This window comes from Streptomyces sp. ActVer (genome assembly GCF_027270795.1).
Lineage (GTDB): Bacteria > Actinomycetota > Actinomycetes > Streptomycetales > Streptomycetaceae > Streptomyces > Streptomyces umbrinus_A.
The window spans coordinates 1-12,715 of record NZ_JAPWHT010000305.1 but is presented as its reverse complement, the minus strand read 5'-3'; the positions used below and the strand labels follow the sequence as shown (position 1 = coordinate 12,715).

Below are 12,715 nucleotides of genomic sequence, written 5' to 3'. Positions count from 1 at the left end.
GCCCCGCGACCCCGCAGCAGTCCGCGCAGCAGTCAGCCCCTCAGCAGTCCACCCCCGGCGCCCCTCCGCAGTCCGGCTCCGGCGCGCCCATGGCCGCGGGTGCCGGTGGCGGGCAGCCCTCCTGGGCCCAGCAGGTGCACCGCCTGGCCGGGCCGGACGAGGACCAGCCCGTCGTGCCGTGGAAGCCGGTGCGGGAGGACCCGTTCCAGGCGGTGGCCCGCTCGCAGGCGAACGCGCGCCCGGCGGGACTCGGCAAGCGCTTCGCGGCCAGGCTCGTGGACACGATCGTGCTGGCCGCCGTCACCGGCGCGGCCGCCGTTCCGCTGGGCACCAAGGCGCTCGACCACGTCAACGAGAAGATCGACGCGGCCAAGCTGTCGGGTGAGACCGTCACGGTCTGGCTCCTTGACGGCACCACCGCGGTCTACCTCGGCATCGTCGTCGCCGTACTGCTCCTCTTCGGTGTCCTCTACGAGGCGCTGCCCACCGCCAAGTGGGGCCGCACCCTCGGCAAGAAGCTGTGCGGCCTCCAGGTGCGGGACATCGAGGGCGGCGACCCGCCGTCGTTCGGTCTGGCGCTGCGCCGCTGGCTCGTCTACAGCGTTCCCGGCCTTCTCGCCATCGGTGTCCTGGGTGTCCTGTGGGGCGCGTTCGACCGCCCGTGGCGCCAGTGCTGGCACGACAAGGCGGCCCACACGTTCGTCGCGGGCTGACCGGTCCCCCGGACGGCCGCCCCTCATTGCGCAGTCGGGGGGTTCGCGGTCGACTCGGGATATGACGACCGAGCCGCCGCCCCCGCCGGATGACGATCCGTTCAAGAAGAAGCCGCCGGACGAGGGCTCGCCCGGACAGCAGCCGCCACCCGGCGAGGGCCCGCCGTTCGACCCCGCCTACGGCAACGAGCCCCCGCCGGGCACCGGTTCCCCGTACGGCGCCACCCCGCCGCCACCGCCCTACGGCGGCGGTGACCCGTACGGCAGCGGTGGTGGTGATCCGTACGGCGGCGGCGGCCCGTACGGCAATGACCCGCTGGCCGGGATGCCTCCGCTCGCCGACAGCGGCAAGCGCACGCTCGCGCGGATCATCGACATGATCCTCGTCGTCATCGTGGTGTGGCTGGTGACGTGGGCCTTCAACGTCAACGAGTACGACGTGGACACGGACAAGATCGACTACGGCAGGTCGTTCGGCCAGTCGCTGATCGCCGCGGTGCTCTACGTCGGATACGACACCGTCATGACCGTCAGGGCGGGGCAGACCCTCGGCAAGAAGTGGCTGCACCTGCGGGTGGCGAACCTCGACAACGGCGCCACGCCCTCCGTGCAGACCTCGCTGGTTCGCGCGCTGGTCCTGTGGCTGCCGTTCGCGTTCTGCTGCGCGTGCATCTGGACCGCGATCGCGGGCGGCTGGAGCTTCTTCGACAAGCCCTACAAGCAGGGCCTGCACGACAAGGCGGCCAAGACGGTGGTGGTCAGCACGGGCTGAGTCCACAGGCGGCGCAGACGACCGGCGGGTCCGTGGTCAACGGGCCCGCCGGTTCGTGTGGTCGGTAGGGGTGGGCTCAGGCGCGCTCGCGGACCGGCTCGGGCGCGCTGGCGGCCGCGACGGTCTCGCGCCGCACCGGGAAACGGCGTTCCGTGACGGTGGCGGGCGCGGGCCGGGCAACGGTCGCCGCCGGCGCGGCGGGCTTCGGTACGGGAACCGTCATGGCCACGAGGAGGCCGAGCACGAGGGCGGAGAGTGCGATCATCACGACTCCCAGGCCCGAACTCGTCTGTGACAGCAGCAGCATGGCGAGCGTGGAGAAGATCACGGTGCAGGAACCGTAGGCGAGCTGTGCGGCGGTCGGACGAGGCATGGCTATTCCGATCCTCGGGGTGGGGGTCTCCCCCCGTGCCTCTCGCGATGGGGGAGGGTGCGGATAAGAATCTGGGGTTCGACAACGGTGTCCGGTTGGCAAACCACCGGAAATCCGGCGAGCCGCCAACCGACTCTAATCGGCTGTCTGCCCGAGCGGAACGAGCAGTAAGCGTGACCTAACCCACGGTGCCGGTGCACAGGGGGCGCACGGAGTCATGGCGTCCATCAAGTGGACGTTCGAACGCGCCTGTTGAGTCGTCCACCGTTCTTCCGTGAGCGGACGGATGTCCGTGCGCGGCGCACGACCGCCGGTGCATATCCCACTTGACCTGTTCAAGTCAAGGTCTGTCTTTTCTCCTGTAACTCCGATCGAATGTCGTCACTTGTGACGCGCATAGAGCGCGCGCGGACTCCATGACCTGGACACCCCTCCATTCCGCGCGCCCGGGCGCGGGGGAGGACTGCATCAAGTGACCAGCAGACCATGGACGTTCAGAGCAGCCGCGGTGGGTGTGTCGCTCGCAGCGGCCGCTGCCACGTTCTCGACCTTCGCGGTGGCGCAGGCCGCTGCCGGCGATCAGCCGGCCGCGGCGGCGGCCCGGCAGGATCCGGCCGCGAACCGGCAGGATCCGGCGCGCGCCGAGAACAACACCGATCGCGAGCACGACCTGAAGGGCCCGCTGACCGAACGTCAGGAGGCCCAGCGCGAAGAGGCGCTCAAGCAGGTCATATCCGGCGACGCCACCGTGAAGAACCGCGGCGGCTCGCAGGTCGTGAAACTCCAGGACGGCAAGTACGTCGAGCTCGGCCGGGAGAAGACCGACCAGATCTTCACGATCCTCGTGGAGTTCGGCGACAAGACGGACCCCCGCTACGGCGGCACCCCGGGTCCCCTGCACAACCAGATAGCCAAGCCCGACCGTGCCGAGGACAACAGCACGGCCTGGCAGGCGGACTACAGCAAGAAGGACTTCGAAGAGCTCTACTTCGGCACCGGCAAGGGTGTCGAGTCGATGAAGAAGTACTACGAGAAGCAGTCCTCGGGCCGCTACTCCATCGGCGGCGCGGTCTCCGACTGGGTCAAGGTGCCCTACAACGAGGCCCGTTACGGCTCCAACAAGTGCGAGCCCGACACCTGCGCGTGGAACGCCGTCGCCGACGGTGTCACCGCCTGGGCCGACGCCCAGAAGGCGGCCGGCAAGTCCGACGCCGACATCAAGTCCGAGCTGGCCGCCTACGACAAGTGGGACCGCTACGACTTCGACGCCGACGGCAACTTCAACGAGCCCGACGGCTACATCGACCGCTTCCAGATCGTGCACGCCGGCGAGGACGAGTCCGCGGGCGGCGGCGCCCAGGGCGAGGACGCCATCTGGGCCCACCGCTGGTACGCGTTCGGCACGGACGCCGGCTCCACCGGCCCCGAGGGCAACAAGATGGGCGGTGCGCAGATCGGCGACACCGGTATCTGGGTCGGCGACTACACCATCCAGCCGGAGAACGGCGGACTCGGCGTCTTCGCCCACGAGTACGGCCACGACCTCGGTCTGCCGGACCTCTACGACACCACCAACTCCGCCGAGAACTCCACCGGCTTCTGGACCCTGATGTCCTCCGGCTCCTGGCTCGGTACCGGCAAGGACGCCATCGGTGACCTGCCCGGTGACATGACCGCCTGGGACAAACTCCAGCTCGGCTGGCTGAAGTACGACACCGCCAAGGCCGCGACGCGCTCCACCCACAAGCTGGGCGTGGCGGAGTACAACACCAAGAACGCCCAGGCGCTGGTGGTCGAACTGCCCGAGAAGGAGGTCACCAACCCGGTGGTCACCCCGGCTCAGGGTGCCACCCAGTGGTGGAGCGGCAGCGGTGACGACCTCAAGAACACGCTGACCCGTTCCGTCGACCTCACCGGCAAGTCCTCGGCCACGCTGACCCTCGACGGCTGGTACGACATCGAGACCGACTTCGACTACCTCTACACCGAGGTCTCGACCGACGGCGCCAACTGGACGCCGCTGGACGGCACGGTCGACGGCGCGGCCCTCCCGCGCGACGGCAGCGGCAAGCCCGCGCTGACCGGCACCGTGGACGCGTACAAGAAGCTCTCGTTCCCGCTCGACGCCTACGCGGGCAAGAAGTTCGACCTCCGCTTCCGCTACCAGACCGACGGCGGGGTGGCCCAGAAGGGCTTCGCGGCCGACGTGATCACGGTGACGGCAGACGGTTCGCCGGTCTTCTCGGACAACGCCGAGACCGCCGACGCCGCCTGGAAGGCCACCGGCTTCTCCCGCATCGGCGCGGCCGTCACGGACGACTACGCGCAGTACTACATCGCCGAGAACCGCCAGTACGTGTCGTACGACAAGACCCTCAAGTCCGGCCCGTACAACTTCGGCTTCTCGACCACGCGCCCGTCCTGGGTGGAGCACTTCCCGTACCAGAACGGTCTGCTGATCTGGAAGTGGGACACCTCCCAGAACGACAACAACGTCAGCCAGCACGCGGGCTCCGGTCTGCTGCTGCCGGTGGACGCCCACCCGAAGCCGCTGAAGTGGTCGGACGGCACGCTGATGCGCACCCGCATCCAGTCGTACGACTCGCCCTTCAGCACCTACCGGACGGACGCCCTCAGGCTGCACAACGCGGACGTCGCCACGAAGATCCCGTCGCTTCCGGGCAACCGGATCTTCAACGACCGCACGAACACCTACTACGACGAGACCAACCCCACCTCCGGTGTCCGCGTCACTGACACCAACACCAAGATCGCGATCGTGAAGGAGCCGCGCGACGGCTCGACGATCACGGTGAAGGTCTCGGCCGCGACGAAGTAAAAGGCATTCCTGCAGGTCAAACCATGATCGGCCGCAACCCTCTGGCGGGTTGCGGCCGATCGTGTTTAGGTGCGTGCTGTGACTCTCTTATTGACACTGGTTCTCACGGGGGTGTGACTGCATGGCCGCAGGAGGTTTCTGCAAGCTGCCGAACGGCACGGTGGTGGTGGCGTTGAACCTGCCCCGACCGCCCGCCGCGGGCAGCGGCTCGGTACGCGTGCTCGTGCACGCCCACAACCGCGCCCGCGCCCTGACGCGGCTGCGGAACCTGGGCATGCGGGCGGTGTACCTGCGCGGCAACGGGCAGCCCCCGACCCCGGACGAGATCACCGCGGTCCTGCACCATCCCGACGGCCTGATCTGGCGGACGGCGCCCGGTGCGGACGCCTGCGCGGCCGAGCTCTGGCATCCGATCCGGGCGCTGATGCGGCGTACGGCGACGCCGCAGGGTTTCTGAGTGATCGGCCGGCGTTTGATGCGTCGCTGCGGGTTCGTCGTGGCTGGTCGCGCCCACGCGGCGGAGCCGCAAATGTCGCAGCCCCGCGCCCCTGACGGGGCACCGGGAGCCCTGGTCTAGACCACCGGCTTGCCGCTCAGTTCCACGCCTGCGGCGCTCAGCTCCTCAAGGGCGCGCTCGGTGGTCTCCTCGGCCACGCCGGCCGTGAGGTCGAGCAGGACCTGCGTACGGAAGCCCTCGCGGGCCGCGTCCAGGGCGGTGGCGCGGACACAGTGGTCGGTGGCGATGCCCACCACGTCGACCTCGGTGATCTCGCGGGCGCGCAGCCAGTCGCCCAGCGTCACGCCGTTCTCGTCGGCGCCCTCGAAGCCGCTGTACGCCGCCGCGTACGCCCCCTTGTCGAAGACGGCGTCGATCGCGCCGGAGGCGACCACCGGGGCGAAGTTCGGGTGGAAGCCGACGCCCTCGGTGCCCGCGACGCAGTGCGCGGGCCAGGAGTGGACGTAGTCGGGGTTGTCGGCGAAGTGGCCGCCGGGGGCGATGTGGTGGTCGCGGGTCGCCACGACGTGGCGGTAGCCGGCGGGGGCCTGCCCGATCAGCTCCGTGATCGCGGCGGCGACGTCGGCTCCGCCGGACACGGCGAGGCTGCCGCCTTCGCAGAAGTCGTTCTGCACGTCTACGACGATCAAGGCGCGGCGCATGTCAGTGTCCTTCTGCGGGTTGTAGTGGGCTGATCGCGCAGTTCCCCGCGCCCCCGACGGGGCGCGACCGAGTGACCGAGTTGTTGCCGTTGCATTCCCGCTCCTCGTCCGTTCATGCCCGTTCGGGCTCGGGGTGGCCTGAGGTGGGCCCTCGGGTGCTTCCCGGATCCCGTCCCACGTGGCTCATACGTACTCGGTCGGAATGACGGCTTCCCCGCGGGAGAGCTGGGTCGCCGAGAGGGGCAGGTTCGCGCGCGCCGCCGCGTGCCGGTCGCGTACGACGTCCAGGGGCTCGCGGGCGAGGACCTGGCCGCCCTTGACGAGTTCCACCAGGAGCTGACGGTCGCTGAGCTCGGCCGGGACGGCCCCGAGGCCGATCACCTCGGCCTCGGCGACCCCGTAGGGGTCGAGCCGCCGCGCGGCCCATTTGCGGCCGCCGATGGACGTCTTGCCGCCCGTCGACTTCTTGGCCACCGGCACCAGCGGAGCCTTCGGGTCCGCCGACTCGGCACGGGCGACGAGCTTGTAGACCATCGAACACGTCGGATGGCCGGATCCCGTCACCAGCTGGGTGCCCACGCCGTACGCGTCCACGGGCGCCGCGGCCAGCGAGGCGATCGCGTACTCGTCCAGGTCCGAGGTCACGATGATCCGGGTGTTCGTGGCGCCCAGCTCGTCCAGCTGCTGGCGTACCCGGTGCGCCACGAGCAGCAGGTCACCGGAGTCGATGCGGACCGCTCCGAGCTCGGGCCCGGCCACCTCGACGGCCAGCCGGACGGCCTCGGCGACGTCGTACGTGTCGACCAGCAGTGTCGTGCCCCGGCCGAGCGAGTCGACCTGGGCCTGGAAGGCGTCCCGCTCGTTGTCGTGGATGAGCGTGAAGGCGTGGGCGCTGGTGCCGACGGTCGGGATGCCGTAACGGAAGCCCGCGGCCAGGTCGGAGGTGGTCGTGAAGCCACCGACGTACGCCGCCCGGGACGCCGCCACCGCGGCCAGCTCGTGGGTGCGGCGGGCGCCCATCTCGATCAGCGGGCGCTCCCCGGCGGCCGAGGCCATCCGGGAGGCGGCGGCCGCGATCGCCGAGTCGTGGTTGAGGATGGAGAGGATCACGGTCTCCAGGAGCACGCACTCCGCGAAGGAGCCCTCGACGCGCAGGATCGGCGACCCGGGGAAGTACACCTCGCCCTCGGGGTAGCCCCAGACGGCGCCGCCGAAGCGGTAGGAGGCCAGCCATTCCAGGGTCGGCTCGTCCACCACGTTGCGCTCGCGCAGGAAGCCGAGGACGTCCGCGTCGAAGCGGAAGTTCTCGATCGCGTCCAGTACACGTCCGGTCCCGGCCACGACGCCGTAGCGGCGGCCCTCGGGCAGCCGGCGCGTGAAGACCTCGAAGACCGAGCGCCGGTCGGCGGCCCCGCCCTTGAGGGCGGCCTGCAGCATGGTCAGCTCGTAGTGGTCCGTGAAGAGCGCGGTGGAGGGAACATCAACCGGCAGCCCTAGGTCCGCAGCGTTCACTTAGGGTCTCCTCGCGATGACACAGGGGGCACTCCCAGGTCGGCCGGGGGTCCGGCCCGTGGCGGAGCCGCTGTCGGGTGCCGCGTCCCCCGGGAATAGCGGCATGGCAACGGATGGTACTCCCTATCTCGTCACTCTGACGATTTGTGGGCTCGTTTGGCCGGGCACCCACCTGTGGTGGCAGCATGGGCCGTGTGACGGCTCCCGCACCCCTAGAGACCGAAAAGACCGAGTCGGCGGAGGAGGTCTTCGCCGTACCCGAGCCCGACGTCCCCTGGGTGACCATCGTCCACAACGACCCGGTCAACCTGATGAGCTACGTGACCTACGTCTTCCAGACGTACTTCGGCTATCCGAAGGACAAGGCCACCAAGCTGATGCTCGACGTCCACCACAAGGGCCGGGCCGTGGTCTCCAGCGGCACGCGCGAGGAGATGGAGCGCGATGTGCAGGCCATGCACGGCTACGGTCTGTGGGCCACCCTCCAGCACGACCGGAAATAGCACGACCGGAAAGAGGCCGGCGAAACCCGGCCCGACCGGCAGTTGCCCGACGCCCGCGCAGTACTGGAAGTAGCGACGCACCTGATGCCAGGACACTTCGAACCGCTCCCCGGCGGCGGCGCGGCCGTCGCGCTCGACGAGGTCGAGATCTCCATCATCCGCTCCCTCGCCGTACAGCTCCTGGAGCTCATCGGACCGGGACCGGGCGAGGACGCCTCCGACGACCCGCTCGCCGAGCTGTTCGCGGAGGGCCCGAGCGAACCGCCCTCCGATCCCGTGCTGAAACGGCTCTTCCCCGACGCGTACAGCGGGCCCGACGTCGAGGCCGACTCACCCGAACAGGCCGAGGAGCAGCGCTCGTACTCCGCGGAGTTCCGCCGCTTCACCGAGAACGACCTGCGCGCGGCCAAGCGCGAGAACGCGCTCACGGTGATCCGCTCCCTGGACACGCTCTCGGCCGTGGGGGAGGGCGGCGCGGTCCTCAAGCTCTCCGCCGAGGAGTCCGAGCAGTGGCTGCGCGCCCTCAACGACCTGCGCCTGGCCATCGGCTCCCGCCTCGACGTCGTCGACGAGGAGGACACCGACCTCCTCTACCGGCTGCCGGACGAGGACCCGCGCAAGCCGATGGTGATGGCGTATCTGTGGCTGGGCGGCCTTCAGGAGACGTTGGTTGAAACGTTGATGTCCTGACATATTCCGTTCGCTCAGCGGACGCTCAAATCCGAATAACGATCACGTCACTCTGACCGCGCCCTATGGGGCGCGGTCAGACTTTTGTCCGGTTCTCCCTGTGGTGTGCGCTACACGCGCCTCAGGTGATCAGTGTTGCGGCCGTGATAAATCTTCACGACCGCCCGGCAGGACGCCACCCATGTCCGGCCGGGTGCGCCACCGGTCGGCGGATCGCCGACCAGGCACGAGCGGGCCGGGGAGCCTGCTCAGCTCCATCTATCCGGGGGGATCGGGACCCGATCCGGAGCCGACGACGGCTCGGATCGGCATGGAGAAAGGCGCACCAGACATGACCTCGGTGCAGGTCGGCAAGAACGACGACGGGCACGACCGCAAGGGTGTCGTGGGCAGCGAAGCCCCCGGAGAGGGGCATGCCCCCGAAGAGGGCTACGAACGCGGCCTCAACAGCCGTCAGGTCCAGATGATCGCGATCGGCGGCGCCATCGGCGTCGGCCTCTTCCTGGGGGCCGGGGCGAACATCGCCAAGGCGGGCCCCAGTCTCATCCTCATGTACGCCCTCGCGGGCGTCATCATCTTCTTCATCATGCGGGCCCTCGGGGAGCTCCTGCTCTACCGTCCGGTCTCGGGCTCCTTCGCGGAGTACTCCCGCGAGTTCCTCGGCCCGTTCTTCGGCTACTTCACCGGCTGGACGTACTGGCTGATGTGGGTCGTCACCGGCATGGCGGAACTCACCGCCGCCGCGATCTACGTCAACTACTGGTTCCCGGCGATCCCGCAGTGGGTCACCGCCCTGGTCTTCCTGCTGGTCCTCTTCGCGGCCAACCTGATCTCGGTGAAGCTCTTCGGCGAGATCGAGTTCTGGTTCTCGATGGTCAAGGTCACCGCCCTCATCGGCATGATCGTGATCGGCCTGGGCGTCCTCACCTTCGGCTTCAGCTCCGCGGGCGACTCGGCCGCCGTCTCCAACCTCTGGGCCTTCGACGGCTTCTTCCCCAAGGGCATCGGCTCGTCCCTGATGACCCTGCAGGGTGTGATGTTCGCGTACCTCGCCGTCGAACTCGTCGGCGTCACCGCCGGTGAGTCCGAGAACCCGGAGAAGACCCTCCCCAAGGCGATCAACACCCTGCCCTGGCGCATCGCCCTCTTCTACGTCGGCGCCCTCACCGTCATCCTCTGCGTCGTGAAGTGGACCGAGTTCGCACCGGGGGTCAGCCCCTTCGTGGAGGCCTTCGCGAAGATCGGCATCCCGGCGGGCGCGGGCATCGTGAACTTCGTCGTCCTGACGGCGGCCCTGTCCTCCTGCAACTCCGGCATGTACTCCACCGGCCGCATGCTGCGCACCCTGGCGGACAACGGCGAGGCCCCCAGGATCTTCAACAAGCTGTCCTCCACCAAGACGCCCGCGCTCGGCATCACCGTCTCCATGCTCTTCATGGGCATCGGCGTGATCCTGAACTACATCGTCCCCGAGAAGGCCTTCGGCTACGTCACCTCGGTGGCCACCGCGGCCGGCATCTGGACCTGGCTGATGATCCTGGTCAGCCACATCCTGTACCGCCGCGCGGTCGACGCCGGGCGCCTGCCCGCCTCGTCCTTCCCGGCCCCGGGCGGCTCGAAGCTCAGCTGGGTCGCGGTCGTGTTCCTGCTCTTCGTCACCTGCCTCATCGCGTACGACGCCGACTCCCGCGTCTGCCTCTACGTGATGGCCGGCTGGGCGGCGGCACTGGGCATCGGCTGGGCCGTGCTGAAGTCGCGGAACCCTGAGGTCACGGAGCGCCGCGACCCGGAGTTCGAGAAGATCGGCTGACGCTCCTCACGCAGAGCATGCCGGGCTCGTGGCCCAGCATGTGGGCCGCCCCGTACCACCCCTCGGTACAGGGAGGCCCTTCTGCTTATCCTGACGACCATGCTGACCATCACCCAGGCCCTCGTCGACCAGATCGTCACGCACGCGCGCCAGGACCACCCCGACGAGGCGTGCGGCGTGGTCGCCGGCCCGGAGGGCACCGGCCGCCCCGAGCGGTTCATCCCGATGCTCAACGCCGCGCGCTCGCCCACGTTCTACGAGTTCGACTCCGGCGACCTCCTCAAGCTCTACCGCGAGCTGGACGACCGCGACGAGGAACCGGTCGTCATCTACCACTCCCACACGGCCACCGAGGCGTACCCCTCCCGAACCGACATCTCGTACGCGAACGAGCCCGGCGCGCACTACGTCCTGGTCTCCACGGCGGACGCCGACGACGCCGGACCCTTCCAGTTCCGCTCGTTCAGGATCCTGGAGGGCGAGGTGACGGAGGAGGAGGTCACGATCGTGGAGGCGTACTGATCCCGTATTTCGGTCAGAATTCATCCAGTATCTGAGATCACATTCCAGGACCCGGACCGGGAATCGATACGATGACCCCATGGTTTCCCACGACGTGAGCGACAAGACCCCGGGCATGCTGCTCGTGGCACGGTTGCACGTCGACCTGTGCAGGCTGCAGAGCGCCATCTGTACGCGCTGAACCCTGCCGCCGTACGGCCGTGAGCCGCGGCGTCCCACAACGCTCACCTGCTGTTCCGCGCCGCCGCGCGCCCACCGACTGACTGACTCACTCCCGACAGGAGCCCACAGCCATGGCCATCGAGGTCCGCATCCCCACCATCCTCCGCACCTACACCGACGGGCAGAAGGCCGTCGAGGGCGGCGGGGAGACCCTCGCAGCCCTCTTCGCCGACCTGGAGACCCGCCATGCGGGCATCCAGGCCCGCATCGTGGACGGCGGCGAGCTGCGCCGCTTCGTGAACGTCTACCTGAACGACGAGGACGTCCGCTTCCTCGACGGCATCAACACCAAGCTGACCGACGGCGACAACGTCACGATCCTGCCGGCAGTGGCCGGCGGCATGGTCTGACCGGCACAGGGCTCTGATCGCTGATGCGTTACGACTCCCCGCTGGCCGCGGTGGGCAACACCCCTCTGGTGCGCCTGCCGCGGCTCTCGCCGTCCGCCGACGTCCGCATCTGGGCGAAGCTGGAGGACCGCAATCCGACCGGCTCGGTCAAGGACCGGCCCGCGCTGCACATGATCGAACAGGCGGAGAAGGACGGCCGGTTGACGCCCGGCTGCACGATTCTGGAGCCCACCTCGGGCAACACCGGCATCTCGCTCGCCATGGCGGCGAAGCTCAAGGGCTACCGCATGGTGTGCGTCATGCCCGAGAACACCTCCCAGGAGCGGCGGGAGCTGCTCGGCATGTGGGGCGCCGAGATCATTCCGTCCCCGGCGGCGGGGGGCTCGAACACGGCGGTGCGGGTGGCCAAGGAGCTGGCCGCCGAGCATCCCGACTGGGTGATGCTCTACCAGTACGGCAACCCTGACAACGCGGGTGCGCACTACGCGACGACGGGTCCGGAGATCCTGGCCGACCTGCCCTCTGTCACCCACTTCGTCGCCGGACTCGGCACCACCGGCACCCTGATGGGCGTGGGCCGCTTCCTCCGCGAGCACAAGCCCGACGTCAAGATCGTCGCGGCCGAGCCGCGGTACGACGACCTCGTGTACGGGCTTCGGAACCTCGACGAGGGTTTCGTGCCCGAGCTGTACGACGCGTCCGTCCTGACGACCCGGTTCTCGGTCGGCTCCGCCGACGCCGTGACTCGCACCCGGGAGCTGTTGCAGCAGGAGGGGATCTTCGCGGGTGTGTCCACGGGGGCCGCGCTGCACGCGGCGATCGGCGTCGGCAACAAGGCCGTGAAGTCGGGCGAGCCCGCCGACATTGTCTTCGTCGTCGCCGACGGCGGTTGGAAGTACCTCTCCACGGGCGTCTACACGGCCGCCACGACGGAAGAGGCCATCGAGACTCTGCAGGGCCAGCTCTGGGCGTAGCCGGTTTCTCGCCCCCGCCGCCCCTACCTTCCCCCACTCTCGGCTTCGCTCGAGCGGGGGGACCCCCATCGTCCCCTGGGGCTCCGCCCCAGACCCCGTGGGGTGCGATTTCGGGTGCGGGCCGGCTGTGGCTGGTCGCGCAGTTCCCCGCGCCCCTGAAAAGCGGGGCTGCGCCCCTTGCTTTTCAGCCCGTCCGGCGTCTGAGGAGCGGGGGTTCGGGGGCGGAGCCCCCGAGTAAGTGACGGGAATGGGCAGGGGCGGCGGGGGCGAGGAAAAC

Annotated in this window: 14 protein-coding genes; 11 read left to right on the top strand and 3 right to left on the bottom strand. The window is 69.2% G+C overall.

The window, feature by feature from the left end; all coding sequences use genetic code 11:
* The coding region (locus tag O3Q52_RS36345) for an RDD family protein (RefSeq protein ID WP_269652878.1) at nt 1–713 on the top strand (713 nt) is incomplete at its 5' end.
* Between the two features lie 61 nt (nt 714–774).
* On the top strand, nt 775–1,485 hold the full coding sequence (locus O3Q52_RS36340) for an RDD family protein (RefSeq protein WP_269652877.1): 711 nt from the start codon (nt 775–777) through the stop codon (nt 1,483–1,485).
* Between the two features lie 76 nt (nt 1,486–1,561).
* Here the strand turns inward: O3Q52_RS36340 and O3Q52_RS36335 are convergent, their stop codons facing one another.
* A complete protein-coding gene (locus tag O3Q52_RS36335; protein ID WP_269652876.1) occupies nt 1,562–1,858 on the bottom strand; it encodes a hypothetical protein in 297 nt (98 codons plus the stop codon).
* Nucleotides 1,859–2,330: 472 nt separating this feature from the next.
* Between O3Q52_RS36335 and O3Q52_RS36330 the strand changes: the two genes are divergently transcribed.
* Both O3Q52_RS36330 and O3Q52_RS36325 read left to right on the top strand, forming a co-directional pair.
* On the top strand, nt 2,331–4,697 hold the full coding sequence (locus O3Q52_RS36330; protein WP_269652875.1) for an immune inhibitor A domain-containing protein: 2,367 nt from the start codon (nt 2,331–2,333) through the stop codon (nt 4,695–4,697).
* Between the two features lie 121 nt (nt 4,698–4,818).
* Nucleotides 4,819–5,154 carry a hypothetical protein gene (locus O3Q52_RS36325; RefSeq protein WP_269652874.1) on the top strand — a complete coding sequence of 112 codons (336 nt, stop codon included), beginning with the start codon at nt 4,819–4,821 and terminating at the stop codon, nt 5,152–5,154.
* A gap of 116 nt (nt 5,155–5,270) precedes the next feature.
* On the opposite strand, the gene O3Q52_RS36320 is transcribed toward O3Q52_RS36325, so the two are convergent.
* Both O3Q52_RS36320 and O3Q52_RS36315 read right to left on the bottom strand, forming a co-directional pair.
* Nucleotides 5,271–5,855 (bottom strand): nicotinamidase, encoded by a 585-nt coding sequence (locus tag O3Q52_RS36320; RefSeq protein WP_055617031.1) that lies wholly within the window; start codon nt 5,853–5,855, stop codon nt 5,271–5,273.
* Nucleotides 5,856–6,038: 183 nt separating this feature from the next.
* The gene (locus tag O3Q52_RS36315; RefSeq protein WP_269652873.1) at nt 6,039–7,367 is read right to left on the bottom strand and encodes a nicotinate phosphoribosyltransferase; all 1,329 of its coding nucleotides are present in this window, start codon (nt 7,365–7,367) and stop codon (nt 6,039–6,041) included.
* A gap of 185 nt (nt 7,368–7,552) precedes the next feature.
* Here O3Q52_RS36315 and clpS point away from each other — a divergent pair, with 185 nt between their 5' ends.
* From clpS to O3Q52_RS36285, 7 genes are all read left to right on the top strand, one after another.
* On the top strand, nt 7,553–7,870 hold the full coding sequence (gene clpS / locus O3Q52_RS36310; RefSeq protein WP_189843437.1) for an ATP-dependent Clp protease adapter ClpS: 318 nt from the start codon (nt 7,553–7,555) through the stop codon (nt 7,868–7,870).
* Nucleotides 7,871–7,954: 84 nt separating this feature from the next.
* Nucleotides 7,955–8,560: a DUF2017 domain-containing protein gene (locus O3Q52_RS36305; RefSeq protein ID WP_269652872.1), complete on the top strand. Its 606-nt coding sequence runs from the start codon at nt 7,955–7,957 to the stop codon at nt 8,558–8,560.
* A 331-nt stretch (nt 8,561–8,891) separates the two neighbouring features.
* Nucleotides 8,892–10,370: an amino acid permease gene (locus tag O3Q52_RS36300; protein WP_269652871.1), complete on the top strand. Its 1,479-nt coding sequence runs from the start codon at nt 8,892–8,894 to the stop codon at nt 10,368–10,370.
* A gap of 99 nt (nt 10,371–10,469) precedes the next feature.
* Nucleotides 10,470–10,892, top strand: coding sequence for a M67 family metallopeptidase (locus tag O3Q52_RS36295; protein ID WP_269652870.1), 423 nt, complete (start codon nt 10,470–10,472; stop codon nt 10,890–10,892).
* A gap of 79 nt (nt 10,893–10,971) precedes the next feature.
* Entirely contained in the window at nt 10,972–11,073 is a 102-nt protein-coding gene (locus tag O3Q52_RS54255; RefSeq protein ID WP_313904860.1) for a putative leader peptide, read from the top strand.
* A 112-nt stretch (nt 11,074–11,185) separates the two neighbouring features.
* A complete protein-coding gene (locus tag O3Q52_RS36290; protein ID WP_143632625.1) occupies nt 11,186–11,464 on the top strand; it encodes a MoaD/ThiS family protein in 279 nt (92 codons plus the stop codon).
* A 23-nt stretch (nt 11,465–11,487) separates the two neighbouring features.
* Nucleotides 11,488–12,438, top strand: a complete 951-nt coding sequence (locus O3Q52_RS36285) for a PLP-dependent cysteine synthase family protein (RefSeq protein WP_189843434.1) — start codon at nt 11,488–11,490, stop codon at nt 12,436–12,438.
* Nucleotides 12,439–12,715 lie beyond the last annotated feature (277 nt).